The sequence below is a fragment of the Streptomyces sp. NPDC001135 genome, from assembly GCF_053598395.1.
Map to the genome: position 1 here is coordinate 1 of NZ_JBSFKD010000004.1, position 24,740 is coordinate 24,740.

General features: G+C 73.3%; 25 protein-coding genes and 1 pseudogene. 12 read left to right on the forward strand and 14 right to left on the reverse strand.

What is annotated here, in order from left to right:
* Window positions 1–185: 185 nt before the first annotated feature.
* Window positions 186–1,676 carry an MFS transporter gene (locus ACWC94_RS07005; RefSeq protein ID WP_450795353.1) on the reverse strand — a complete coding sequence of 497 codons (1,491 nt, stop codon included), beginning with the start codon at window positions 1,674–1,676 and terminating at the stop codon, window positions 186–188.
* Between the two features lie 85 nt (window positions 1,677–1,761).
* Here ACWC94_RS07005 and ACWC94_RS07010 point away from each other — a divergent pair, with 85 nt between their 5' ends.
* The gene (locus ACWC94_RS07010) at window positions 1,762–2,157 is read left to right on the forward strand and encodes a MarR family winged helix-turn-helix transcriptional regulator (RefSeq protein ID WP_450795354.1); all 396 of its coding nucleotides are present in this window, start codon (window positions 1,762–1,764) and stop codon (window positions 2,155–2,157) included.
* Window positions 2,158–2,164: 7 nt separating this feature from the next.
* On the opposite strand, the gene ACWC94_RS07015 is transcribed toward ACWC94_RS07010, so the two are convergent.
* Both ACWC94_RS07015 and ACWC94_RS07020 read right to left on the reverse strand, forming a co-directional pair.
* On the reverse strand, window positions 2,165–2,905 hold the full coding sequence (locus ACWC94_RS07015) for a maleylpyruvate isomerase family mycothiol-dependent enzyme (protein WP_450795355.1): 741 nt from the start codon (window positions 2,903–2,905) through the stop codon (window positions 2,165–2,167).
* Between the two features lie 199 nt (window positions 2,906–3,104).
* Window positions 3,105–4,283, reverse strand: coding sequence for an MFS transporter (locus ACWC94_RS07020; protein WP_450795356.1), 1,179 nt, complete (start codon window positions 4,281–4,283; stop codon window positions 3,105–3,107).
* Window positions 4,284–4,623: 340 nt separating this feature from the next.
* On the opposite strand from ACWC94_RS07020, the gene ACWC94_RS07025 reads away from it, so the two are divergent.
* Window positions 4,624–5,019, forward strand: a complete 396-nt coding sequence (locus tag ACWC94_RS07025; RefSeq protein ID WP_450795357.1) for a luciferase domain-containing protein — start codon at window positions 4,624–4,626, stop codon at window positions 5,017–5,019.
* A 12-nt stretch (window positions 5,020–5,031) separates the two neighbouring features.
* Here the strand turns inward: ACWC94_RS07025 and ACWC94_RS07030 are convergent, their stop codons facing one another.
* Window positions 5,032–5,811: a DeoR/GlpR family DNA-binding transcription regulator gene (locus ACWC94_RS07030; protein WP_450795358.1), complete on the reverse strand. Its 780-nt coding sequence runs from the start codon at window positions 5,809–5,811 to the stop codon at window positions 5,032–5,034.
* Between the two features lie 125 nt (window positions 5,812–5,936).
* Between ACWC94_RS07030 and ACWC94_RS07035 the strand changes: the two genes are divergently transcribed.
* Both ACWC94_RS07035 and ACWC94_RS07040 read left to right on the forward strand, forming a co-directional pair.
* The gene (locus ACWC94_RS07035) at window positions 5,937–6,818 is read left to right on the forward strand and encodes an SIS domain-containing protein (protein WP_450795359.1); all 882 of its coding nucleotides are present in this window, start codon (window positions 5,937–5,939) and stop codon (window positions 6,816–6,818) included.
* A 31-nt stretch (window positions 6,819–6,849) separates the two neighbouring features.
* Window positions 6,850–7,698 carry a class II fructose-bisphosphate aldolase gene (locus ACWC94_RS07040; RefSeq protein WP_450795360.1) on the forward strand — a complete coding sequence of 283 codons (849 nt, stop codon included), beginning with the start codon at window positions 6,850–6,852 and terminating at the stop codon, window positions 7,696–7,698.
* Here ACWC94_RS07040 and ACWC94_RS07045 read toward each other — a convergent pair.
* Window positions 7,695–8,828: a methyltransferase gene (locus ACWC94_RS07045; protein ID WP_450795361.1), complete on the reverse strand. Its 1,134-nt coding sequence runs from the start codon at window positions 8,826–8,828 to the stop codon at window positions 7,695–7,697. The two genes, ACWC94_RS07040 and ACWC94_RS07045, sit on opposite strands and share 4 nt — an antisense overlap.
* A gap of 68 nt (window positions 8,829–8,896) precedes the next feature.
* On the opposite strand from ACWC94_RS07045, the gene ACWC94_RS07050 reads away from it, so the two are divergent.
* The 3 genes from ACWC94_RS07050 to ACWC94_RS07060 all read left to right on the forward strand — a co-directional run bounded on the left by ACWC94_RS07050 (window position 8,897) and on the right by ACWC94_RS07060 (window position 11,695).
* Window positions 8,897–9,541: an alpha-ketoglutarate-dependent dioxygenase AlkB family protein gene (locus ACWC94_RS07050; protein WP_450795362.1), complete on the forward strand. Its 645-nt coding sequence runs from the start codon at window positions 8,897–8,899 to the stop codon at window positions 9,539–9,541.
* A gap of 193 nt (window positions 9,542–9,734) precedes the next feature.
* Window positions 9,735–10,973 (forward strand): ROK family protein, encoded by a 1,239-nt coding sequence (locus ACWC94_RS07055; RefSeq protein ID WP_450795363.1) that lies wholly within the window; start codon window positions 9,735–9,737, stop codon window positions 10,971–10,973.
* The gene (locus ACWC94_RS07060) at window positions 10,970–11,695 is read left to right on the forward strand and encodes an NUDIX hydrolase (RefSeq protein WP_450795364.1); all 726 of its coding nucleotides are present in this window, start codon (window positions 10,970–10,972) and stop codon (window positions 11,693–11,695) included. The genes ACWC94_RS07055 and ACWC94_RS07060 overlap by 4 nt, the downstream gene beginning before the upstream one ends.
* Window positions 11,696–11,847: 152 nt before the next feature.
* Here ACWC94_RS07060 and ACWC94_RS07065 read toward each other — a convergent pair whose 3' ends face one another.
* From ACWC94_RS07065 to ACWC94_RS07080, 4 genes are read right to left on the reverse strand one after another with little or no spacing between them, the layout of a single operon-like run.
* Window positions 11,848–12,759, reverse strand: coding sequence for a phosphotriesterase family protein (locus tag ACWC94_RS07065; RefSeq protein ID WP_450795365.1), 912 nt, complete (start codon window positions 12,757–12,759; stop codon window positions 11,848–11,850).
* Window positions 12,756–13,340 (reverse strand): DUF4865 family protein, encoded by a 585-nt coding sequence (locus tag ACWC94_RS07070; RefSeq protein WP_450795366.1) that lies wholly within the window; start codon window positions 13,338–13,340, stop codon window positions 12,756–12,758. The genes ACWC94_RS07065 and ACWC94_RS07070 overlap by 4 nt, the downstream gene beginning before the upstream one ends.
* 15 nt (window positions 13,341–13,355) lie before the next feature.
* Window positions 13,356–13,745, reverse strand: coding sequence for a (R)-mandelonitrile lyase (locus ACWC94_RS07075; RefSeq protein ID WP_450795367.1), 390 nt, complete (start codon window positions 13,743–13,745; stop codon window positions 13,356–13,358).
* Window positions 13,746–13,750: 5 nt separating this feature from the next.
* The gene (locus tag ACWC94_RS07080; protein WP_450795368.1) at window positions 13,751–14,341 is read right to left on the reverse strand and encodes a TetR/AcrR family transcriptional regulator; all 591 of its coding nucleotides are present in this window, start codon (window positions 14,339–14,341) and stop codon (window positions 13,751–13,753) included.
* Between the two features lie 175 nt (window positions 14,342–14,516).
* On the opposite strand from ACWC94_RS07080, the gene ACWC94_RS07085 reads away from it, so the two are divergent.
* From ACWC94_RS07085 to ACWC94_RS07095, 3 genes and pseudogenes are all read left to right on the forward strand, one after another.
* Window positions 14,517–14,807, forward strand: a complete 291-nt coding sequence (locus ACWC94_RS07085) for an SHOCT domain-containing protein (RefSeq protein WP_450795369.1) — start codon at window positions 14,517–14,519, stop codon at window positions 14,805–14,807.
* Window positions 14,804–14,994: pseudogene (locus ACWC94_RS07090) on the forward strand (ABC transporter ATP-binding protein); the annotation flags it as partial. The gene ACWC94_RS07085 and the pseudogene ACWC94_RS07090, both read left to right, overlap by 4 nt.
* 4 nt (window positions 14,995–14,998) lie before the next feature.
* Window positions 14,999–15,133 (forward strand): hypothetical protein, encoded by a 135-nt coding sequence (locus ACWC94_RS07095; RefSeq protein ID WP_450795666.1) that lies wholly within the window; start codon window positions 14,999–15,001, stop codon window positions 15,131–15,133.
* A 283-nt stretch (window positions 15,134–15,416) separates the two neighbouring features.
* On the opposite strand, the gene ACWC94_RS07100 is transcribed toward ACWC94_RS07095, so the two are convergent.
* Window positions 15,417–16,085, reverse strand: coding sequence for an ATP-binding protein (locus ACWC94_RS07100; RefSeq protein WP_450795370.1), 669 nt, complete (start codon window positions 16,083–16,085; stop codon window positions 15,417–15,419).
* Window positions 16,086–16,360: 275 nt separating this feature from the next.
* Complete coding sequence (locus ACWC94_RS07105; protein WP_450795371.1) at window positions 16,361–16,684, reverse strand: hypothetical protein; 324 nt, start codon at window positions 16,682–16,684, stop codon at window positions 16,361–16,363.
* A gap of 319 nt (window positions 16,685–17,003) precedes the next feature.
* On the opposite strand from ACWC94_RS07105, the gene ACWC94_RS07110 reads away from it, so the two are divergent.
* Window positions 17,004–18,128, forward strand: a complete 1,125-nt coding sequence (locus ACWC94_RS07110) for a PLP-dependent cysteine synthase family protein (protein WP_450795372.1) — start codon at window positions 17,004–17,006, stop codon at window positions 18,126–18,128.
* 13 nt (window positions 18,129–18,141) lie between these two features.
* Here ACWC94_RS07110 and ACWC94_RS07115 read toward each other — a convergent pair whose 3' ends face one another.
* Together ACWC94_RS07115 and ACWC94_RS07120 are read right to left on the reverse strand one after the other, a co-directional pair.
* Window positions 18,142–18,603, reverse strand: coding sequence for an SRPBCC family protein (locus ACWC94_RS07115; RefSeq protein ID WP_450795373.1), 462 nt, complete (start codon window positions 18,601–18,603; stop codon window positions 18,142–18,144).
* A 70-nt stretch (window positions 18,604–18,673) separates the two neighbouring features.
* The gene (locus ACWC94_RS07120) at window positions 18,674–19,516 is read right to left on the reverse strand and encodes a DeoR/GlpR family DNA-binding transcription regulator (protein WP_450795374.1); all 843 of its coding nucleotides are present in this window, start codon (window positions 19,514–19,516) and stop codon (window positions 18,674–18,676) included.
* A 307-nt stretch (window positions 19,517–19,823) separates the two neighbouring features.
* Here ACWC94_RS07120 and ACWC94_RS07125 point away from each other — a divergent pair, with 307 nt between their 5' ends.
* Window positions 19,824–22,169 carry a hypothetical protein gene (locus tag ACWC94_RS07125; RefSeq protein WP_450795375.1) on the forward strand — a complete coding sequence of 782 codons (2,346 nt, stop codon included), beginning with the start codon at window positions 19,824–19,826 and terminating at the stop codon, window positions 22,167–22,169.
* Between the two features lie 61 nt (window positions 22,170–22,230).
* On the opposite strand, the gene ACWC94_RS07130 is transcribed toward ACWC94_RS07125, so the two are convergent.
* Entirely contained in the window at window positions 22,231–24,666 is a 2,436-nt protein-coding gene (locus ACWC94_RS07130; RefSeq protein WP_450795376.1) for a right-handed parallel beta-helix repeat-containing protein, read from the reverse strand.
* Between the last annotated feature and the right edge of the window lie 74 nt (window positions 24,667–24,740).

A 24,740-nucleotide genomic window follows, 5' to 3' on the forward strand; every position in this document is an offset into this window, starting at 1 on the left:
CCTGCTCCAGTGCCTGGCGCAGCGACTGCAGGCTGGAGCGGGTGGCGAAACCACGCAGGGTGAGATTGCGCCACGCCCGGTAGAAGAAGCCCGGGAGGCGTCCCCCGGGCCCTCTCGTTTGGATCATCCCGGCGTCGGCTGGAAGGCACCCCACCTCACAGCCGGCCTGATCCGAACGGCAGGGCCTAGTCGCGGACCGCCACGCGCTCCGCTTCCGCCTCCTGCACGGTGGACCTGGCGACCACGAGGGTCGGCTGGGTACGACGGCTGCGCAGACCGGTGAGGGTGATCAGCAGGCCTGCCGCCGCGATGCCGGTGGCGACGAGGAAACCGGGCCGGTAGCTGTCGAGGACGGCCTGCGGGGTGGCGTGCGCCGGAGCGCCCGCGGTCACCACGGCCGTGACCACGGCCAGGAAGATCGCGCCGCCGACCTGCACCGAGGTGTTGAGCAGACCGGAGACCATGCCCTGCTCGTGGTCCTCGACCCCGTTGGTGGCCTGGATGTTGAGCGACGGGAAGACCAGCGCGCAGGCCGCGCCGATCAGCAGCATGGACGGCAGGATCACGGCCGCGTACACCGGGTCGAGGTCGACGCGCAGGAACAGCGCGTAGCCGAGGACCATGAAGGTGAAGCCGGTCGCGATCAGCCGTGCCGTACCGAACCGGTCGACGATCGCACCCACCTTCGTGGAGGACACCGCCACGAGCGCGCCCGCAGGCAGGAACGCGAGTGCGGTGTGCAGCGCCGACCAGCCGAGCAGCGACTGCATGTAGAGCGTCGTCAGGAACTGGAAGCCCACGTACGAGCCGAAGAACGCGACCGCCCCGAGCTGGGCGCGGACCTGGCTGCCCGAGCGCAGCACGCCCAGCCGGATCAGCGGGCTCGGCGAACGCCGCTCGACCAGGACGAAGACGGTCAGCAGCACCGCGACGGCCAGGAACGACAGCAGGGTGCGGGCCGAGGCCCAGCCGGCCTCGGGGGCCTGGACGACGGTGAAGACCAGCAGCAGCATCGACGCGGTGCCGAGGACGGCGCCGGGGATGTCGTACCCGTCGTGGTTCTCCTCGCGGGCGCTGCGCGGCAGTAGTCGCAGGCCGGCGAGGAGCGCGACGAGTGCGATCGGCGCGGGCAGCAGCATGGTGAAGCGCCAACTGGCCTCGGTGAGCAGGCCCGAGAGCACCAGGCCCATGGAGAAGCCGGTGGCGGCGCAGGTGGTGTAGATCGAGAGGGCGCGGTTGCGCAGCGGGCCCTCCGGGAACGTGGTGGTGATGATCGACAGGCCGGCCGGTGCCGTGAAGGCCGCGCTCAGGCCCTTGACGAAGCGGCTGGCGATCAGCAGCGGACCGGAGTCCACCAGCCCGCCGAGCAGTGAGGCGAGCGCGAAGACACCGAGCGCGACGAGGAACACCTGCCGTCGGCCGAGCAGGTCGGCGGTGCGTCCGCCGAGGAGGAGCAGGCCGCCGTAGCCGAGGATGTAGCCGCTGACGATCCATTGCAGCGTCGACGTGGACAGGTGCAGGTCGGAGCCGATGGACGGCAGCGCGACGCCGACCATCGACACGTCCAGCGCGTCCAGGAACATCGCCGCGCAGAGCACCAGCAGGGTGCCCCACAGCCGGGGAGTCCAGCGCACCGCTGAGGACGGGGACGCGGGGGTGGTGAGCGGAGAGGTCATACCGAGGACACTACATGCGCATGCATCGAATGCAAATGCATTTAATGCCGGTGCAATAATCTTGTTTCTCTGCTACGGTGCGCTCATGGCGTCGAACAGGGCCGAACGGGCGCTCGTGGAGCAGTGGCGGGGCATCCTCGCCCTGCACGCGCACACCCAGTGCGAGCTGGACCGGGCGCTCGGCGGACACGGCCTGTGCGCCAGCGACTTCGAGGTCCTCGACCTGCTGGCCGAGGGCACGGCGGACGGCGGCTGCGCCTACCGCGTGCAGGAGATCTCCGAGCGCGTCCATCTCAGTCAGAGTGCGCTGTCCCGGCTGATCGGCCGCCTGGAGAAGGACGGCCTGGTCGAGCGCGCCATGTGTGCCGAGGACCGGCGCGGGGTGCGCGTGGCGCTCACGGCGAAGGGGCGCGCGCTGCACGGCGAGGTGCGGCCGGTGCAGCGCGCGGTGCTGGCCCGGATGCTGGGCGACGCCGGCTGATCGGGCGTCAGATCCCACCCTTCTCCCGCCACAGCGCGGCGAGCGACTGATCACCGGACACGCTCGGCACGGGCCTCCGGTTCCACAGGGCCAGGTACAACTCGTCCGCGGGCCCGGACAGTTCGGCCTCGGCCTGCCCGCTCTCCTCGCGCACGGTCACCGGCGGCTCGGCCGTCAGCCGTACGGTCCACACCGCGTCCGTCCCCGCGTCCAGTGCCCGCACCCGCAACAGGCGCGGCTCCGGCGTGCGCACACGGCTCTTGGGCCGGGCGTGGAAGCCGCGCAGCAACTCGTCGATGCCGTCCACCGCGAAGTCCGGGTCGATCGGCGACGCCGTACCGCCGCGCGCGGCCTCGGCGTCGGAGCGGTGGATGGTCGTCTCGTGCGCCTGCCGGCGGGTCCAGAACGCCAGCGGTGAGGGGTTGGGCGCCGGATGGAAGGTCCAGCACCGCACGTCGGCGGGCGCGGCGGCGAGGGTGTCGACCAGAAGGCGGTGGCTGTCCCGGTACCAGTCCACCAGCTCGGCGCCGTCCAGGTCCGGCGGGTCACCGAGGGGCCGCGGCTCCGGGTGCCCGTCGGCGACGAGGGCCGCTGCCCAGCGGTGCACCGCGCCGGTGTGCCGCAGCAGGTCGCGCACCTGCCACTCCGGGCAGGTCGGCACCTTGGCGTCGGTCCCCGCCGCGGCGGCGGCCACCGCGAGCAGCCGGCCCTCCCGGTCCAGGGTCTGAAGGAAGTCGGCAGTGTCCATGGGGTGAGTGTGCCGGATGGAGTGCGCTCGAAGATCGGCACTTTCTGTGTGGGCCTACGGCCGGCCACCGCCCTCCTCGGTACGGCTCGGTCGCGCGGTGGCGAGCAGGTTGCGCCGGGCACCGTGTGTACGGCGGACTCGCGCTGCGACGCCGGCGTCCGAAGGCCCCGGCAACCGCCCGGTCCACGGGCTCTCCGCGTCAGCCGCCCATCGAACGCCGCGTGGAGACCCCGATGACCGCGGCGACGGCGGCCAGTGCCGCGACGCTGGTGAGTGCGGCCGGGAGGGAGAACCAGTCGGCCATGAACCCGATCGCGGGCGGCCCGAGGAGCATGCCGCCGTAGCCCAGTGTCGAGGCGACGGCCACGCCGGAGGGACCGGTCAGTGCGCCGGCCCGCTCGACGGCGACCGGGAAGAGGTTGGCGAGGCCGAGCCCGGTGACGGCGAAGCCGGTCAGCGCCGCCCACACGGACGGCGCGAGCGAACCGAGCAGCATGCCCGCCGCCGCGACGGTGCCGCCGGCGATCACCGTACGGGCCCGGCCGAGACGCTCCAGCATGGCCGTGCCGGTCGCCCGGCCCAGGGTCATGGCCAGCGCGAAACACGCGTACCCGGCCGCCGCCGCGCCGGACGACGCCGACAGGTCCTGCTGGAGGTGCAGTGCACCCCAGTCGGCCATGGCGCCCTCGCCGTAGGCGGTGCACAGCGCGACCAGCCCGAAGACGACGACCAGCCCACGGCCACCGGCCTGCCGCGGCGCGTTACGGTCCGGTGCCGCCTTCGGCGAGGGAAGCCGGTCCGCCGGCGCGGGAGGCTCCTGCCGCAGCAGGACGCGTCCGGCGACGGCCGTGACGAGCAGCCCGGTCAGAGTGAGGCCGAGCAGATGCCGGGCGGGGGAGAGCGCGCCGGCGACCAGACCGCCGAGTCCGGCGCCGATCATGCCGCCGAGGCTGAACGCGGCGTGGAACGTGGGCATGACCGGCCGTCGCAACGCTGCCACCAGATCTACGGCGGCGCTGTTGAAGGCGACGTTGATGCCGCCGTAGGCGGCGCCGAAGAGGAGGAGTACGGCGCCGAGGGCGGGTGCCGAGTGGGTCAGCGGGGGGAGGCTGACGCTGAGGGAGAGCAGGACGGCGCAGACCACGGTGACCGGGTGGCTGCCGTAGCGGCGGCAGAGCCGCCCGATGAGGGTCATGGTGACCACGGCACCGGCGGAGACACCGAGCAGGGCCAGCCCCAGGTCGCCGGCGGAGGCGTCGGTCTGCTCCTTGATGTCGGGGATTCGGACGACCCAGCCCGCGAAGACGAAGCCGTCCAGGGCGAAGAACGCGGTGAGGGCGGCGCGGAGGGGGGTCAGGTCACGGCTGTCACCCGGCACGACACTATGCGAAAGGGTTTTGTTTATTTGCGGCACAAACTCAGAGTAGGGGGGTACGCGGGATGTGGGCAAGCGAAATGCCGGGGGTGGCCGGCCGTGGCCCCGGCGCGCCGCTGTGGACACCGCGCTGCCAGGGCCGCACGTCCATGCGGGGACCGACATGGCTTGACCTGCGGCGACTTGTGCCTTCCCGGCACGGCGGCGGCGTCAACACGGCGTAGCCGTATGCTCCGTTCCGCGTACGTGCGCGGGCACAGGACCCGTGCCGCCGCCGGATACAGGTCGGTTAATGCTTGCTCACGAGCTGGTTGCCGACGGGTGAGCGGTCCATGATGGCCCCATGACGTTGGCCTCGCGCGCACTCGCGCAACTGGCGACCTGGCCCGACCTGAGGCAGGCGGTCCCGAGCTGCGGCCTGGGGCAGGCGGTGAGTTCGGCCCAGGGCGAGATCGCCCACTTCCACTCGGACCGCGATGTCGATCTGCGGCTGACCGACCGGGCCGTCCGCCGGTTCGCCAAGGACTTCAGGGACTCGGGGGCGATCAGGATCGTGCCCGGCTCTCAGTGGGTGACCCTGCGCCTCGACGCCGCGAGCGACGTCGACCTGCTGCTGACGCTGGTGAGCGTGGCGCTCCAGGCCCAGCAGGCCTGGCCCGACCCGGCCGACCGGCCACTGCTCGGCTGCAACGACCAGCGGGGCGCGGGGTTCGTGAAGGCCGACCTCGGCGCCTTCTGAGGTCGTCGGCCGTCACACCGCCAGGACCCGGACGCCCGCTTCCTCGAAGCGCCGCACCGTCTCCTGCGTCACCGCCGTGTCCGTCACGAGCGTGTTCACCAGCTCCGCCCCGCAGATCCGGGCGAACGCCCGCTGGCCCAGCTTGCTGGAGTCCGCGGCGACCACCACCCGCTCGGCGCGCTCGCACAGCAGCCGGTTGATCGCCGCCTCGGCCTCGTCGTGGGCCGCCGCGCCGTGCGTGACGTCGAAGGCGACGACACCGAGCACCGCCACATCGAGCGTGATCTGCCCGAGCACCCCGTCGGCGAGGGGGCCGATGAGTTCGTACGACTGCGGGCGCGCCACCCCTCCCGTCACCACGATCTTGAACTGGGGCCGTACGGCGAGCTCGTTGGCGATGTTGAGCGCGTTGGTGACGATGGTCAGCGCGGGCGAGGCGCTGGACAGATCGCCGCGTACAGCCAGGGCGCGGGCCACCTCCGTGGTGGTCGTGCCGCCGGTCAGGCCCACCGCCTCGCCCGGCGCCAGCAGATCGGCCACGGCCTTGGCGATGCGCTGCTTCTCCGAGGCGCGGCGGGCCGTCTTGTAGCGGAGCGGGAGTTCGTACGACACCCCGTGCACCACCGCTCCGCCCCGGGTGCGCACCAGCATCTGCTGCTCGGCGAGCTGGTCGAAGTCCCGGCGGATCGTCGCCGCCGACACCTCCAGCTCGGCCGCCGCCTCCTCGACCTCCAGCCGGCCGCGTTCGACGAGCAGTTCCAGCAGCGCCTTCCAGCGGGCGTCCCGGGACATCCGCAGCCTCCGTTCCGAAGTGTTCCCGGTGACCCTAGCGCACCTCACTCTGCGCACGAATGCTTGATTGTGCTCGAAAGATCGCTATATCTTGCAGGAACAATCAGCAAGGGGAGGGTGTGGGCATGACCCATGTCGAGAACGAGCTGAACAGCCAGCCGGAATGCTGGATACGGGCGGCCGAAGAGGCGGGGCGGTACCGGGACGCACTGCCGGGGCCGGGGGAGCGGGTCGCGATCGTGGGGTGCGGGACCTCGTACTTCATGGCGCAGGCGGTGGCCGGCCTGCGGGAGAGCGCCGGCCAGGGTGAGACCGACGCGTTCGCGGCTTCCGAGTTCCCGCACGGGCGGTCGTACGACCGGGTGGTGGCCCTCACCCGCTCCGGTACCACCACCGAAATACTCGGCCTCCTGGGCGAGTTGAGGGGCGGGACACGCACCACGGCCGTCACCGGCGACCCCGGCACCCCGGTCGCGGGCGCCGCCGACGACCTCGTCGTGCTCGACTTCGCCGACGAACGCTCCGTCGTCCAGACCCGGTTCGCCACCACCGCCCTCACCCTCCTGCGCGCCCATCTCGGCCTGCACACCGACTCCGTCGTCGCCGACGCGCGCACGGCCCTCACCACTCCTCTTCCCGAAGGACTGGTCACCTGCACCCAGTTCACCTTCCTCGGGCGCGGCTGGACCGTCGGGCTCGCGAGCGAGGCCGGGCTGAAGATGCGCGAGGCCTCGCTGTCCTGGACCGAGGCCTATCCGGCGATGGAGTACCGGCACGGTCCGATCAGCATCACCGCCGAGGGCACAGCCACCTGGATGCTCGGCGAGGCACCCGAGGGGCTCGCCGGGCAGGTCCGGGCCACCGGCGGGTTGTGGATCGACGGCGGGCTCGACCCGCTCGCCGAACTCGTCCGCGTCCAGCGGCTCGCGGTCGCCGTCGCCGCCGCCCGCGGCCTCGACCCCGACCAGCCGCGTCATCTCACCCGCTCGGTGATCCTCGCCCCCTGAGGCCCGACCCGCGCCCGGAAGGACACCTCACGTGCCCCTCGCGTCCACCGGCGAGCTGGTCACCGCCGCCGCCGAAACCCGTTCCGCCGTCGCCGCGTTCAACGTCATCACCCTGGAGCACGTCGAGGCCGTCATCGCCGGCGCCGAGTCGTCCGGTGCGCCGGTCGTCCTCCAGGTCAGCGAGAACGCCGTCAAGTTCCGCTACGGGCGGCTGCTGCCGCTGGCCCGCGCGGCCGTCGCCGCCGCCGAACGCGCCGCCGTACCCGTGGCGTTGCACCTGGACCATGTGCAGAGCGACCATCTGCTGCGCCAGGCCCCCGACGCCGGGTTCAGCTCGGTGATGTACGACGCGGCCCGGCTGCCGTACGCCGACAACCTCTCCGCGACCCGAGCCGCCGCCGACTGGGCGCATGCCCAAGGGCTGTGGATCGAGGCCGAGTTGGGCCAGGTCGGCGGCAAGGACGGCCGGCCGCCGCTGGACGCCCACGCACCGGGCGCCCGCACCGACCCCTACCAGGCGCGCGACTTCGTGGCCGGCACCGGCGTCGACGCACTCGCCGTCGCCATCGGCAGCGTGCATGCGATGACCACCCGCACCGCCGCCCTCGACCACGGCCTGCTCACCCGGCTGTCCGCCACGCTGTCCGTCCCGCTCGTCCTGCACGGCTCCTCCGGCGTACCGGACGACGGCCTGGTCGCGGCGGTCGCCGGCGGCATCGCCAAGGTCAACGTGGGCACGGCGCTGAACGTCGCCATGACCGGCGCGATCCGGGACTTCCTCGCCGCCCGTCCCGAGGCCGTCGACTCGCGCAAGTACCTCAGCGTCGGCCGGGATGCGATGGCTTGCGAGGTCCGGCGGATCATCGGGGTCCTCGGCTAGGCTCTCTTGACAGCCCTCAGCACCACGAACTTCGGGTCGCTCGCCACCAGTTCACAGTTGCCGAACAACCGCCTCAGCTTCACGTGATATCCCAGATGCCGGTTCCCGACGACCCACAGCTCACCACCCGGCCGAAGCGAGCGCAGCGCCCCCGTGAACATGCGCCACGCCGTCGCGTCGCTCGTCGCCTGGTGGGAGTGGAACGGCGGGTTGTTCAGGACCAGGTCCACACTGCCCGGCGCCACCCCGGCCAGTCCGTCCCCGACCCGGAACTCCGCGTGCCCGGGCACCCCGTTCGCCTTGTACGTCGCCTCCGCCGAGGCCACCGCCTGGAACGACTCGTCCACGAACAGCACTTCGGCCGTCGGGTCCGCCAGCGCCACCGCCGTACCGACGACGCCGTTGCCGCATCCGAGGTCCACGACGCGGCCCGCTCCCGGTCCGGGCAGGTGCCGCAGGAAGAACCGGGTGCCGATGTCGAGCCGGTCGGCGCAGAACACGCCCGCGTGGTTGACGACCGTACGCCCGGAGACCGCGCCGATGCCGTCAGGGAGCACATGGCTGTACGGCCACGGGTTCTCGGGCCGGGACGGCGCCGGGTCCGGGGTGCAGAAGATCAGCCGGGCCTTCTGCCGGGCCAGTGAGGTCCGGGTCGGCCCGATGATCCGCTCGAACAGCTGGAGCGTGGAGGTGTGGATCTCCTTCACCATGCCGGTGCCGACGACCACCGTGCCCGCGTGCACGGCGGGCGCCAGCCGCAGCAGCTGGTCCTCCAGCAGCGCCAGGCTCTTCGGCACCCGCACCAGCAGCACGTCCACCCGCTCCGGCGGCGGATCCTGGGTGGTCAGCAGTCGCACGGCACCGGGCTCGACACCGGCCCGCGCCAGGTTCGCCCGGGTCGCCTCCTGGCTCAGGAAGGAGTCGGTGATCTGCGTCGGCCGGTGCTCCGCGAGCGCCGTGACCAGCGCGCCCCAGCGGTCCCCGAGCACCACGACCGAGCCCGTGAGCCGCACCCTCTCCTCGGCCAGGTGCCGCAGCAGGTACGCGTCGGAGGCATCCCAGGCGCGCAGCCGGTCGCGGGGATCCTCGGGGAAGCGGGACAGCTCGATCTCGCCCCACGGTGTCGTCATACGGTCGCTCATCGTGCCCCCCAGGCTAGCCGAGCCGCAGCTCAGGAGTGGTGGGGCAGGATGGGGGTGTGGACGCGGAGCTGTTTCCCAGGGAGCGCGCGGAGGTCGCACCGGGCGCCGTGCACGTCCCGGACTGGCTGGACGCCGGCCGGCAGCGCGACCTGCTCGCCGCCTGCCGCGCGTGGGCGCGGCCACCGGCCGGCCTGCGCACCGTCCGCACCCCCGGCGGCGGCACGATGACCGCCCGGCAGGTCTGCCTGGGCCGGCACTGGTACCCCTACGCCTACGCCCGCACGGCCGTCGACGGCGACGGCGCCCCCGTGAAACCGTTCCCGGGCTGGCTGGGCGAACTGGGCCGGGACGCCGCCGTCACCGCGCTGGGCCCGCAGGAGCCGTACGCGTACGACATCGCGCTGATCAACTTCTACGACGGCGACGCCCGCATGGGCATGCACCGTGACAGCGACGAGAAGGCGGACGCGCCGGTGGTCTCCCTCAGCCTCGGCGACACCTGCGTGTTCCGCTTCGGCAACACCAGGACCCGCGCCAAGCCCTACACGGACGTCGAGCTGCGCAGCGGGGACCTGTTCGTCTTCGGCGGTCCCTCCCGGCTCGCCTACCACGGAGTACCGCGCGTGCACCCGGGGACGGCCCCGCCGGGGCTGGGCCTGACCGGACGGCTGAACATCACCCTGCGGGTGAGCGGCTTGTAGGGCCTGTCCGGCGGATCCAGTCGCGGACGCGGGGGCCCATCGCGTCGGCGCCCTCCCGCGTCCCGCACCGGGTGCACCGGACCCGCTCGCCCGCGCCGATGAGGCGCCGTCACCGGCCCACGACCCGATCCGCCGGACAGGCCCGGCGGCGGCGCCGGCCACCAGGCCTGCGGATCATGGGAGACTCGCTCTCATGAGCGGCAAGGCGGATCCCCGGACGGCGGGGGAGAGGACCACCTCGAGAGCGCGGCTGGACCGGGGGCGCGGCGCGCTCGGACCCGCGCTGGAGCTGGTGCACACCGGGCGGGCACCGACCCGCGCCGTGCTCACCGCGGAACTCGGGGTCACCCGGGCGACGGCGGGGGCGGTGGCCGCCGAGCTGGAGGCGCTCGGGCTGATCCGGGTGGACGCCCGGCCGGGCGCCGCGGCCGGCTCCCAAGGCCGGCCCTCGCACCGGCTGGAGGTCGCCGAGGACGGCCCGGTGGCCCTCGCCGCACAGGTCCACGCCGACGGCTTCCGGGCCGCGCTGGTCGGTCTCGGCGGGCGGATCGTGGCGACCGCGCCCGGCTGTGAGACCGTCGACGCGGATCCGGCGAAGGTGCTCGGCTCGGTCGTCGAGGCGGGCGCGGAACTGCTGCGCACGACCGGCCTCCGCTGTGTCGGCGCCGGACTCGCCGTGCCGTCGGCGGTGGCCGAACCGGACGGCCTCGCCCTCAACCCCCTGCACCTGGCCTGGCCCGTCGGCGCCCCGGTCCGGCGGATCTTCGCGGAGTGCGTCCGCGCCGCGGGCATCACCGGCCCGGCCTTCGCGGGCAACGACGTCAACCTCGCCGCGCTCGCCGAACACCGGCACGGCGCCGGGCGGGGCGCCCGGGACCTGCTGTGCGTGGCCACCGGGCACCGGGGCGTCGGTGGCGCGCTGGTGCTGGACGGCCGTCTGCACACCGGCAGTTCGGGTCTCGCCCTGGAGGTCGGTCACCTCACCGTCAACCCGGAGGGCAGGGCCTGCCACTGCGGCAGCCGCGGCTGTCTGGACGTCGAGGCCGACCCGCTGGCCCTGCTCGTGGAGGCCGGCCGCGAGCCGGGCCCCGAGGTGTCCCTGCTCCAGCAGGCCGACGACCTGCTGCGCAACCAGTACACCGACCCGGCTGTCCGTACGGCCGCCGAGGCCCTGATCGACCGGCTGGGCCTGGGACTGGCCGGCCTGGTCAACATCCTCAACCCCGACCGCATCATCCTCGGCGGCCTCCACCGCACCCTCCTGGACGCCGACCCCGGCCGGCTGCGCGCGGTCGTCGCCGACCGCAGCCTGTGGGGCCAGAGCGGCGGCGTACCGATCCTGCCCTGCACGCTCGACCACAACAGCCTCGTCGGGGCGGCCGAACTGGCCTGGCAGCCGGTGCTGGACGACCCGCTGGGGGCGCTGCGGTGACCGCTTCGGCCGTGGAGATCCTGCCCGCCCGCCGCATCCGCCTGGTCGAGACGGCCCTGCCCGAGCTGTCGGGCCGCCACCGCTCGGCGATGGACCGCGCGTGGGAGGAGGCCGTACGAGCCAATCCGGCCCTGTTCGACGGCCCGGTGGCCGCGCTGACCGGACTCGAACGGGACGGTGCCGACGGTCTGGTGCTGTCCTGGGCACGGGCCACCTACCGGTACCGTGCCCTGCGTCAGGTGCCCGACGCTCCCGCGTACGCGTCCCTGTTCGTGTCCGTGGCACAGCCGGCCGACGACGGACGACTGACGGTGGGCAGGATGGCGCCCTCGACCGCGGCTCCGGGCCGCTGGCAGCTGCCCGGCGGCACCGTCGAACCCCCCGACGGCGACGGTGGGTTGGACCTCGTGACCCTCCGGGCGCACGCGGCCCGTGAACTGGCCGAGGAGACCGGCTCCGACACCCCCGCCGACGCCTTGACGCCGTGGCTGACCACCCGCGGCGGCCGCGGCAACGTCGGGGTCGTGTTCACCGCCCCGCCGCGCCCCGCACGGGAGTTGCACGACCGGTACGCGAAGCTGGTGGAGACGGAGACCGCCCGGGGCCGCGACCCCGAGTTCGACCGCATCGAGCTGATCGGCTCGACCACCGGCCTGGGGTCGCTCGACGGACCGCACGTCGACTATCTGCGACCGGTGCTCGACGCCTACACGGACGTCTGAGCCTCAGGCGCGACAGGTCCTCGTTCCCGGCGCGGTGACCGCCTACGAGCAGCTGCCGGCGCCGCCAGCGGCGCGGGGAACCGCGCCGACCAGCCACGGACGGCCCGCAGCCGCCGAACCACCGGTCCACGCAGGCGTTCGGACAAGGACGATCACCGCCAGTCGACGGCGAACGCCCGCCCAGGATGCTCGGTGAGCATCCGGTCCACCAGCTCCGCACCCAGCTCCAGCTCGAACCGAGGCCGAGCCCCGCGCAGCAGATACGGCATACCGGGCCCGCCGTCGACCGAGCGGCCGCCGGGCACCACGGTGTCGCCGCCGAGCAGCAGCCGGTCGCCGAAGCCGGCCTCCGCCAGGGCCCGTACCGCCTCCGGCGTCCGCCAGTCGGTGGCGTGGTGGGCGCGGGAGGGCCCGTCGAACGCCAGCCAGCAGCCCGACGCGGCGGCCTGGCGCTGCACCACCGGGTCGGGGAAGCGGTTCAGATGGCCGAGGATCACCCGGTCGCCGGGCACGTCCAACGCGCCGCACAGCAGGTCGAGTACGTCCAGCGCGCCGGTGCCCAGCTCCAGGTGCACGGCGATGGGCGCGCCGGTGGCATGGTGCGCCTCGGCCGCCGCCGTCATGGTCCAGCGGGCGTGCGCGTCGAGCGTGTGGAAGCCGCCCGCCACCTTGATCAGACCGGCGCGCACCCCGGTCGTACCGATGCCGTCGGTCAGCTCCGACACGAACAGTCCGGCGAGGCCGGCACCGCGCACCCTGCCGAGCAAGTCGGCGTCGTAGTGGGCGCCTTGATGCAGTCCTGTGGCGCACACCAGACGCACACCAGTGGCCCGGGACAGCTCCGGCAGGTCCGCCGCCCGCCGTCCCATGCCGTACGGCGTCCACTGCACGACGGCCGCCCCGCCCGCCGCCCGGAACGCGGCCAGCTCGGCCCGCGCGGCCGGCAGGTCGTCCAGCTCCTGTCCGGGCAGCTGTGGGCTGCGCAGGAAGAGATGATCGTGTGCGTCGCACACACCCAGCTCCTCGGGCCGGATGTCGCCGAGGACCGTACGGACGTGACTCACCACTGCCGCCCGCGCGGGAGCCGGTCACGGCCGGGTGCGGACAGGTGCAGCACCTGGAAGAGGTCACCGTCGGCCTTGGGAGTGTCGTGCTCCCAGAGCGAGAAGTGGACCAGCTCCCAGGCGCGCGTGTCCACGGCGGACGCCGCCAGCACCGCACCGTCCTCCACCGCCAGCCGCTCGGTCTCGGCCGCCGCGTCCGCCATGAAAGCCGCCAACTCCACGCCCTCCGGCACTGGTTGGCGGCGGCGCACGGCGAACGAGGGTGCGGAACCGGTGGCGGCGCCCTCCTCGAACGCCAGGCCGGTCCACTGCCGGATCGCAGGCCGCCCGAAGCTGTCGACGGGACCCTGGAAGGCCCCTCCCCACAGGAAGCTGTTCATGCCCTCCATCGTGTTCCAGAGGTAGAACGGCCCGTACTGGTTCACCGGCGAGCCGTGCACCCCGCGCTCGCGCAGCACGTACGTCTTGATGCCGAGGCCGTCCCAGTCGTCCAACAGGTGCGCCACGCGGGCGACGCGGGAGCGGATGATCCCCATGTCGTAGTCGGCGGGCAGGGTGAACTCGTACTGCATGGCGTGCATCTCGCGAATCCTCTCTCAGGCGGGGTAGTCGGCCACGTGCGTGCGCCACTCGGTCGTCGTGCCGTCCTCGGCGGCCTCCACGACCGCGAGATGCGTCATGAAGGTGCGGGGCGCGGCGCCGTGCCAGTGCCATTCGCCCGGCTCGATCCACACCGTGTCGCCCGCGCGGATCGCCTCCACCTCACCGCCCTCGCGCTGCACCAGTCCCTCGCCCTCCAGCACGTGCAGCACCTGCCCGTGCGGGTGCCGGTGCCAGGCCGTGTGGGCGCCCGGGGCGAAGTGGACGTTGAACATGCGCAGCCGGGACGGGGCCGGGGGTGCGGCTGTCTCGTCCAGCCAGACCGTGCCGGTGAAGTTCTCCGCGGGGCCCTGCCGGGTGTCGGGACGCCGTCTGGTGATGTGCACGTGACTCAGTTCTCCTGTCCGGGAGTCCGGGGTGCGAGCAGGGAGAGCAGACCGCGCACCCCGGCGTCGAAGGCGGCGGGGGAGCCGGAGGCGCGGGCGAGGACGTAGCCGCCCTGCACGGTCGCGAGGACGGCCGCGCCGATCTCCTCTCCGTCCAGCGAGGGCGCGAACTGCCCTTGTCGCTTGCCTTCTTCGACGATCCCGGCGATCCGCTCCCGCAGCCACGCGATCGTCTCGTCCACCGGTGCGCGCAGCTCGTCGCTGGCGATCACGTCCGGGTCCATGGTCAGCCGGCCGACGGGGCAGCCGCGCAGCACGTCGCGCTCGCGCAGCAGGTACGCCTCGATCCGCTCGTAGGGCGTGCCCGGCCCGTTCAGGACGCGCTCCACCGCGGCGCGCAGCTCGTCGGCGGTGCGCCGGATCGCCGCCAGGGCGAGGTCCGGCTTGCCCTTGAAGTGGTGGTACATGCTGCCCTGGCCGGCGCCCGCGCGCTCCAGGATCGCCTTGGGGCTCGTGCCCACGTACCCGCGCTCCCACAGCAGCTCGCGGGTGGACTCGATCAAGCGTTCCGAGGTGCTCATGGGCCTACTGTACATACTAGTAGTTACAACTCGCCAGTTCGGTGGGAGCACTCGCACCCCACCGTCGTACTCCCGCGGAGGTACGCGCACTGCCGCCGGCCGCACGACGACCCGGACCCTGCGCCGGAGGGAGTCTCTTGACATCCCCGAAGACCGGGGAAGGCCGAGCCGACAACGGAGATGACCCGAGATGCAGAACCTGGCCGACTGGGGCGCCGGCGGACCCGGCCCGTGGATCCTGTTCGTCCCGCTGATCTGGGCGGCCGTCGTGATCGGCGCCGTCACGTACCTGCGGCGCACCGGCCTGCGCCGCGGCGGCCCCTGGCGTTCGACGGACGGCGGACGGCCCGCGGGGGACTCGCCGCTCGCGGTGCTCGGCCGCCGCTTCGCCTCGGGCGAGATCGACGAGGACGAGTACTGGCGCCGCCTGTCGGTCCTGGAGGAGCGGTTCGGCCGCACGGGCAAGGGGGGCGCGGCATGACCACGACGACAGCACCGCGCGCCGCGGCTCGCGTGGTCGACGCGGTCAAGGTATACGGCGGCGACACCGCCGTACGCGCCCTGGACGGCGTCGACGTCTCCTTCCCGCGGGACGCTTCACGGCGATCACGGGGCCCTCGGACCCCGGCAAGTCCACCCTCATGCACTGCGCGGCCGGCCTCGACACGGGCGGTGTACGGGCGGTCGGAACTCGCCGGCGACTACCCGCGCGGCCTGGGCCGCACCGCACCCAGGACGCGGACACCCGCCTTCCTGGGCTGGGTGCTGGTGTGGGCCTCGGGCGGCACGAACGACACCGCGCAGTGACCGCGTCGCACCGGCCGTGGCGCCTACGTGCCGGGTCGCTCGGGACCGCGTGCGGGTGCGGGTCCGTTGTGGCTGGTCGCGCCGTTCCCCGCGCCCCTGGGGGCAGTGGCCCGCGCTCCTGAGGGTGCGGTGGCGCGCATCGCGCCGTGGCTGCTGGCTGCGGGCAGTCGTGCCGTTGGGGCGGCACAGGCGGGCGGTGGGGCTGGCGGGCCGACCCCCGCCCCCACCGTCGTACCGCGAGGTTCCTGCCCGGTCGGCTGGGAATCGCCGGCCGGGCGGGAGCCTATGTCCCGGACACGCCCGACACGTGTGCCACCGCGGGGCCGGTAGCCGCGGCGCCGACCGGAGTTCCGGCGGCACCCGGCGCGACGGCACCCACGGACGCTGCGGCGACCGGCGCGACGGCACCAATGGGTGTTGCCGCACTGACAGGCGCCGCGGCGGCCACCGGGATCGTGGAGTGGACAGGGGTGACCCTGGCCGTCGGTCGCGGCTCCGCAGGACGGCGCGGCACGCTCGCCGGATGGGGCCGCACCACCGCCGGTGCGGACAGGGTGAACCAGACGACCTTGCCGTTCTCGCCGTCCGGCCGCGCCCCCCAGCTCTCGCTGACCGCCGCCACCATCGCCAGCCCCCGACCACAGGTGGCCAGCGGGCCGGCGTCGGGCGGGACCGCGGCGTCGGCGGGCACCGGAAGCCGTGGATCGTTGTCGCGCACCGAGACGGTGAGCCGGTCCGGTGCCAGCTCCAGCTCGACCGTGCACGACTTGTCGGGCCTTGCGTGCCGGTGGACGTTGCTCAGCAGCTCCGTCACACCGAGCGCGGCCCGGTCTATCAACGCGTCCATGTGCCAGTAGCGCAACTGCGCAGATACGATTCTGCGGACCTGGCCGATCCGCGACGGCAGGGCTTGGAGCTCCACCGTGCAGTGCCTGCTCGGGTGACTGATCACGGCTGCGACTCCCCGATGTAGAGGTCCGAACGGACCGGAAGAACACGGAGAACAACGGATCCAGCAGGGTGCTTGCGTCCAAACGTCCGCCTGCTGTCATGGCCGGCGGGCTGGTTCGCAGCGTTATCGCCGGTAAACCCAGAGTGACGTGAGACCAGCGTGACGCAGTGGCTGTCCGCCCGCAACTCGCCGCAACGGACCACTGCTCACCGCTGCGCGGCCGTGCGGCTCAGCGGTGTGCGGCCGTGGCTCAGCGGTGTGCGGTCGTGCGTTCCTCAGCCGCCGCGCCCGGCGGCGCGCCGCACCGCCTCGATGAACCGCCGTGCCGCGGGCGGACCCGGCTCGCCCGGAGCGGGGTCGCGCTCGCCCAGCGTCAGCAGGTACCGCTTGCCGTTGAGGTCGGCCAACGCCTTGTCGTCCGGCCCGAACCACGGCTTGGACGCGCGCACCGCCTGCACGGGAGCGCTGTCGATCTCGCTGCCGTAGCTGGTGAGCAACTCCACCCTGCCGTCGTTGATCCGGACCTCCCCGGCCCGGGTGAGCGAACGCAGCCGCTTGCCGATCCGCACGCCCCTGGCCGTGAACTCAGGCTCCGCCATCCTTCGCCGCCCCCTTGCCCGTGTGCTTCCGTGATCCAGTGTGCGCCCCCGTCAGGGCCTGCTCGAGGGACGATCGTCCCGTCGCGTGCAGTCTGCCTCCGTGCGGCCGGGAGCACCAGTACACGCGGGGCGCCTGCGACAGCCGCCCGGAGCACTCCCGCCACATGCGCCCCCGAACACCTCGCGCACCTCGCCTCAGGGCGGCTTTGGGCGGCTCAAAGATGCGTTTATGCAGGTGGGAAGCTGTCTGAAAGATGCCTATGCTCGAGGGTGCCGGCCGCGCGAGGCGTCGTCGGCGCTCAGCGTAAGGAGCACCGCCGTGAGCATCACCCACCAGACCCGGACCGGCGCGACCCTCGATGTCGACCGCAGCGACACCGCCTACCGCGACTGGCTGAAAGAAGCCGTCCGCAAGGTCCAGGCCGACGCCAACCGCTCGGCGGACACCCACCTGCTGCGATTCCCGCTCCCCGAGCACTGGGGCATCGACCTCTACCTGAAGGACGAGTCGACGCACCCGACCGGAAGCCTCAAGCACCGCCTCGCCCGCTCCCTGTTCCTCTACGGCCTCTGCAATGGCTGGATCCGTCCCGGCCGGCCGGTGATCGAAGCCTCCAGCGGCTCGACCGCCGTCTCCGAGGCCTACTTCGCGAAGCTGATCGGCGTGCCCTTCATCGCGGTGATGCCGCGCACGACCAGCGCCGAGAAGATCCGCCTGATCGAGTTCCACGGCGGCCAGTGCCACTTCGTGGACGACTCCCGCAAGATGTACGAGGAGTCCGCACGCCTCGCGGTGGAGACCGGCGGCCACTACATGGACCAGTTCACCTACGCCGAGCGGGCCACCGACTGGCGCGGCAACAACAACATCGCCGAATCCATATTCCGTCAGCTGGAGTTGGAGCGGTTCCCGGAGCCCGCGTGGATCGTCGCCACGGCCGGCACCGGCGGCACCTCCGCGACCCTCGCCCGTTACGTCCACTACATGCAGTACGACACCCGCATCTGCGTCGCCGACCCGGACAACTCCTGCTTCTTCGAGGGCTGGACCACCGGCGATCCGGACGTCACCTGCGACTGCGGCTCCCGGATCGAGGGCATCGGCCGCCCGCGCATGGAGCCGAGCTTCGTGCCCGGCGCGGTCGACCGGATGATGAAGGTCCCGGACGCGGCCAGTGTCGCCGCCGTACGCGCCCTGGAGCGGGCCATCGGCCGCAAGGCGGGCGGCTCCACGGGTACCGGACTGTGGAGCGCGCTGAAGATCGTCTCCGAGATGGTGGCCGGAGGCCGTACCGGCAGCGTCGTCACCCTGCTGTGCGACCCGGGCGACCGCTACCTCGACAAGTACTACTCCGACGCCTGGCTCGCGGAGCAGGGCCTGGACATCACGCCGTACACGGCGGCGATCGACACCCTGCTGACGACGGGGGTGTGGCCGGACTGAGCCGGCGGGCGGGTCAGCCGAGGCGCCTCTCCAACTTCGCGACCGCACCGCGGAAGGCGCGGCCCACCCCCGGGCGGGCGAGAGTCCACAGCAGACGGAACGCGGCCGTCCCGTCGAGCGCGAAGGTCATCCGGACCCGGGTCCCGGTGCCGGCCGGGACGAGTCGCCACTCCTCGACCCAGGCGCGCGCCCCCGGCATGTTCGTCACGTCGACGCGATAGGCGTAGAGCTCCGGCGCCTTGGCCGCGACCACCGACTCCTCGAAGCGGCCGCCGCCGCGCAGCCGCACCTGGCGGCCTGCGCCGGCCGGCCGGACGGAAGCCACCCCGGGGAACCATTCCGACCAGCCGGCCGGGTCCTCGGCGAGCGAGCGGAAGACCTTCTCCGGATCCGCGGCGATCTCCCGCGCGAAGACCAGGCGTACCGGGGCGGTCTCGACGAAGTCGGTACCGACCGGGCGCAGACGGTGAGCCATGGTGCCAAACCCCCTCGTAAAGCCCCTGTGCGGAACGGGGTGTTGAGCCGCCAGCCTAACTGGCACACCGTCAGATGTCTTCGGCGTACCCGCCGTCCGCGTCCGGCTCGCCCGCCACCAGCAGCCGCGGCAGATGCTCCGAGATCTCCGCCCGGGCCTCGGCCGGCAGGCCCGCGTCGGTGACGAGCGTGTCCACCTGCTCCAGCGCGGCAAACGAACTCAGGCCCACTGTCCCCCACTTGGTGTGGTCGGCAACCACCACGACCCGGCGTGCGGAGTGCACCAGCCGCCGGTTCGTCTCCGCCTCCGCGAGGTTCGGTGTGGACAGACCGGCCTCGACCGATATGCCGTGCACCCCGAGGAACAGCAGGTCGAAGTGGAGGGCCGCGATCGCCTGGTCGGCGACCGGTCCCACCAGCGAGTCCGACGGGGTCCGCACGCCGCCGGTCAGCACCACCGTGGCCGCGCCCTGCCGCTGGCCGGAGGTGCGCTGCGCCGCGTGGAAGACGTCCGCGACCCGCACCGAGTTCGTCACCACGGTCAGGTCGGGCACCTCCAGCAGCTGCTGCGCGAGCGCGTACGTCGTCGTACCACCGGACAGGGCGATGGCCGTGCCCGGGGTGACCAGCTTGGCGGCGGCCCGCGCGATGTCCTCCTTGGCGGTCAGCTCCAGACCCGACTTGGCCTCGAACCCCGGCTCGTGGGTGCTCGCCTCGACCACGGGCACCGCGCCGCCGTGCACCTTCTCCAGCACCCCCTGACGGGCGAGGGCGTCCAGGTCACGGCGTACGGTCATGTCCGACACCCCGAGCTTGCGGGTCAGTTCGTTGACCCGCACACCACCCCGGCGCCGGACCTCGTCCAGGATCAGGGCGCGGCGCTGCTCCGCGAGGAGGTTCTGATTCTCACTCACGTACGCTCCGGTCCTTTCGCCGCCATCCGTCCGACACGCCCGGCGCACCGCCCCCGACCAGGAGCTTCCGTCCGGCCGGAGATGCGCGGGCGTCCCATCCTTTCACGGGTCGGTACGGGGTGCGCCACCACCTGTCAGACCCGCATGTGACGCCTGTGCCAGGTGTGCCACCTGTGCCCCTGCGGTCCCGCCACCGTCACCCGGATCGGGGAGATTCCCTGACGAGCGGTGCACGCGGCCGGCGCAGCCGAGATCCTGGTGACGGCATCGGCACAGGCTTCGGGCGCGTCACGGGGGTGCGAGAACGGTGGACCGCGCGCAGGAACGCCCCGGCGGGGCGCAGGCGGACAAGGCCGCGGGGCGGGAGGACGGCCGTGCCGCCCCCCTCCCCGCGCCGGAGACCGAGCTGGAACTGCTGGTGCACGGGGTGGGCGGGACCACCCCCGAGGAGATGCTCGGCGACCCGCGTACCGTCCGGGTCACCGGTGACGACACGGCCGCCGTCTTCCGGCGCGCCGAGGACATGGCGGCGGGGGAAGGATCCCGGGACGAGCCGGTCCGGGAGGCGTACGTCTGGTGCAACCTCACCTCCGGCGACGGCAGCCGCGCCCTGTGGCTGGTGTTGCTGCCGTTCATGGTGGTCAACCTCGCCCACTGGATGCGCCCCGCCGCGGCCGGCCGTCACCGCAGCGTCCGTCTGTACGGCCTCCTCGTGCGGCTGGCCGCCCTCACCCTGACCGTGCTGCTGGTGGCCGCCGTCTGCGAGGTGGCTCTGGACCTGGTGGCCTGGCAGTGCGCCGGCGTCCATGACTGCGTCCGCCGCCACTCCTGGCTGGCCTTCCCCGCGGCCTTCGACGGGCACGGCACCTGGTGGAGCCTGCCCGGCCGCCGGCTCGCCCTTGCCGCGCTGGTGCCGACCGCGCTGACCTGCCTGCTCTGGTACCTGTCGCACCGCACCTGGAGCGCGTACGAGTCCCACCAGCCGATGTCCCACGACCCCGAACCGGACACCGACGGCAGCGCGCTGGCCATGCCCGGCTTCTGGTACGGGCGCCGCCTCGTGGCCCGGCTGCGCGCCGCGCACACCGCGGCGGCCCTGCTGACCGTCGCCGCCGCCCTGGCGGCCCCGGCGGCCCGCTTCGACCACCGGCCGGGCGGCCCCGCCGCCCTGGAGTCCGTGGGCCGGCTGCTCACCGCGGCCCTGCTGGCCTGGGCGGCGGCGGTGGTCGCAGTGGTCTGCCGCCGGGGCCGCAGCGAGCGGCGCCTCGATCAGCAGGCCGACCGGCACCTCGTACGGCTCCTGCCGCTGGGCGCGCTCGCCCTGCTGCTGCTCACCGCGGTCTACGCCGGCTGGGCCCGCCCCGGCTGGCGGTCCACCGGGCGGCTGCCGGGCGATCCGGCCTTCGGCGCCCTGATGCTGACCCAGGGAGTGCTGGTCGTCGCGCTCGCCGTGGTGGCCCGGCACCTGCACCGGCGCACTCCCGATCCGCGCGCCGGGATGCGCGGCCTCGGCGGACCGGCCGTCGCGCTGCTCGCCTGCTCGCTGGCCGGTGTGATGTCCGGCGGGCTCGCGCAGCGCGTCGGGGACTGGCTGGACGGCACCCGTGCCCTGCTCCCCGGACCGCCCCTCCTGCTGACCTGGCAGGCGTCGACGATCCCGCCGGTGCTCGCGGTCCTGCTGCTCCTCGCCGCCGGCCTGGGGACGCAAACCGCCCGCCTGGCCCGCGCCGAACGCGCCCGCGTCCGTCACGAGCACCCCGGCGAACCCGAGGACCCGGGCAGGACCCGCGCCATCGCCCAGGTCCGCGCGATGGCCACCCTCACCGACCGGGCACCCCTCGTCGTCGCCGTGCTCACCGCCACCACCCTGCTCCTCGGCGGTGTGGCGCTGGCCGGGGCGCTGACCACGCGGACGACGCCCGACGGAGCGGCCCACCACACCTACGACACCCTCCAGGCCGTCGCCGAGACCTCGCAGGCGCTGGGATCCTGGCTGGTCGGCCTCGGCTTCGTGCTCTTCGTGACCTGGGGCAGGCGGGCCTACAAGGACGCCTCGGCACGGCGCACGATCGGCATCCTGTGGGACGTCGGAACCTTCTGGCCGCGGGCCGCGCACCCGTTCGCGCCGCCGTGCTACGCCGAGCGCGCGGTACCGGACCTGACCTGGCACATCGCCACCTGGACGCACCGCACCGGAGGCAGTCTGGTCCTCTCCGGCCACTCCCAGGGCAGTGTCCTGGCCGCGGCCGCCGCCTGGCAGCTGCCCCCGTCCGTGCGCCGCCGGATCGCGCTTCTGACGTACGGCTCCCCGCTGGAGCGCCTGTACGGCCGCTGGTTCCCGGCCCACTTCGGGCCGCCCGCGCTCGCCGCCCTGCACCGCGACGTCGCCTGCTGGGGCAATCTCTACCGCCGTACCGACCCCATCGGCGGCCCCGTCCGGGTCCCCGACGACGCGACCCCGGAGGTCGACCACGCCCCGCTGCGGGACCCGCTCGCCTACGGCCGCACACCCGAGCACCCCCTCCCGGCGCCCATCCTCGGTCACTCCGACTACCAGGCGGACCCGGCCTTCGGCCGCGTACGGGCCCGCCTGCTGAGCCGGCTGCGCCCGGAACTGCCGGGACCGCGCCCGGAGCCGCCGGCCTCGCGGTGACGCCCGGCCAGGCCGTGTGCTCGGCGCAGTCGATGACCGGGAAACGCGTGCGGCCGGATGCTCAGGGCAGCTCCGGCAGGTCCTGAGCGAACAGCAGGGTCAGGTCGTCGGTGCTGGGGTCGTCCAGCTGGGCGACACGGCCCGCGTGCCGTTCCACCATCGCCTCGAAGGTCTGCCGGGCGGTGCGGCCGTTGCCGAACGCCGGGCCCTTCGGTAGGGCCGTGAAGTACTTCACCAGCGCCTCGGACGCGCCGGGCGCCAGCCGGTACTCGTGCTCGTCGGCCTGCTGCTCCACGATCCTGAGCAGCTCCTCGGGGCCGTAGTCGCCGAAGGTGATGGTGCGGGAGAAGCGGGAGGCGACACCGGGGTTGACGGACAGGAACCGCTCCATCTCCGCCGTGTAGCCGGCGACGATCACCACTACCGCGTCCCGGTGGTCCTCCATCAGCTTCACCAGCGTGTCGATGGCCTCCTTGCCGAAGTCACGCCCGCCGTCCTCCGGGGACAGCGCGTACGCCTCGTCGATGAACAGCACACCGCCGCGCGCCTTCTCGAACGCCTCCTGGGTGCGGATCGCGGTGGAGCCGATGTGCTCACCGACCAGGTCGACCCGGGACACCTCCACCAGGTGCCCCTTCTCCAGCACGCCGAGCGAGGCGAGGATCTCGCCGTAGAGCCGGGCGACCGTCGTCTTGCCGGTGCCGGGGGAACCGGTGAAGACCAGATGCCGCTTGACCGAGGCCGCCTTCAGACCCGCCCGCTGCCGCCGCCGGCCCACCTCGATCATGTCGGTCAGCGCCCGCACCTCGCGCTTGACGCTCTCCAGGCCCACCAGCGCGTCCAGTTCCCCGAGCACGTCCTTCGACGTCCGCACCGGCTTGTCCGGCGCGGCGGCGACCAGCGGCTCCTGCTCCGTGCTGCGCTGCCCCGGGATCGAACCGAGCAGCCCGGGGGAGTGCGACACCGTCTGTACGGCGGTCTCGCGGGCCGGGGACGGCCGCAGACCGCCGCTCTCGTCGCTGGTGCAGTCCTCCACCACCGGGCCTGTCCCGGACCCGGCGTCCGGGCCCGCGTCCGCGAACTCGTAACCACCGCGCGCGCAGCGCTCCGTGCGGCACCTGCGCAGCGTCGCACGGCAGCCGTCGATCACATGGAAGCCGTAACCGCCGCTGCCGCTGACCCGGCAGTTCAGGAAGCTTCCGCGACCGCCCGCGGAGATGTAGAACCCCGCCTCGGCGGGGGAGTCCACCGTGCAGCGTTCGATGGCCGGGTCGGCGCCCTTGGTGACGATCACACCGGTCTGGGTGCCGTCCAGGGTGCAGTTGTTCAGCGTGCCGCCGCTGCCGTGGTCGCGGAACCACGCTCCGGTCGCCGCCTCCCGGATCCGGCAGTCGTCGAGCTGCGCGGTGGCCCCGTCGCTCACCGACACCGCCGTGTTGCGCACCTGCGACAGATCGCTGTCCACGACGTCCGCGCGCGAACCGCGGTCCAGTACGAACAGGGCGTCCGGCACGTCGTGCACCCGGCAGGACTCGAGGACGGCGGTGGCACCGTCGCTGACCCACACCGCCGGATAGTCCCCGGTGCTGTCGAAGATCTCGCACTGGTTGGCGTCCACCCGGGTCCCCGGGTCCCACACCGACAGGCCGTTGCGCCCGAACTGACGGACCGTCGTCCGGGTCAGCGTGAGCACCGAACGGGAGCGCAGGTCGACCGCGTTCTCCGGGATGTCGTGGATGCGGCAGTCGGCGAGGGTGAGCACCGCGTCCGTGTCCAGGGTGACGCCGTCGGTGGTGGTGCGGTGCACATCGCAGTCGGTCAGCTGCGCCGTCGCCCGGTGGGTGACCTGGACGCCGGAGCCACGGACCTCGTAGATCTCACAACCCACCGCCTCCAGCGACGAGTTCTCGCCCGTCGCGGTCAGCCCGGTCCCGGAGGCGTGGTGCACGCGGCAGCGCTCCAGGCGCGGGCGGCCACCGCCACGCACGGCCACGCCCGCCTGCCCGGCCGCGACGACCTCGCACTCCTCGAACACCCCGCCCGCACCGTCGAGGACGGCGATGCCGATACCGGCCGGGTTGTCGACGGTGCACCGGCGCACGGTGGGACGGGCACCGCCGCGCACCTCGATACCCGCCGCGGACCGGGTGACGATCCGCACGTCCATCAGCTCGGGCATGCCCTCCTCGACGAGCAGCGCGGGCGCCGCCGCGTCCTGCCCCTCCACATGGAGGTCCTGCACCACGGCCGAGGCGCACACGGTGAGCGGCACACCGTCGACCGGCGCGATCCGCACCGAGCCGGGTGATCCCTCGGGGCCACGGAGCGTCACCGCCCGCTGGACGACGAGGTTTTCCCGGTAGGTGCCCGGGGCGATGGTGAGGACGTCGCCGTCGGCGGCGGCCTCCAGGGCGGCGGCGAGCGAGGCGTACTCGCCCGTGCGGCGCCGCCACCGCGACGTACCGGTGTGCGTCACCTGGACCGTGCCCTGTGCCATGGCGTTGCTGTGCCCCCACCTCGTCGTCCGGACGGCTCGCTCCCGCAGGGGCCGCGCCGCCGGTGCCGGGACCG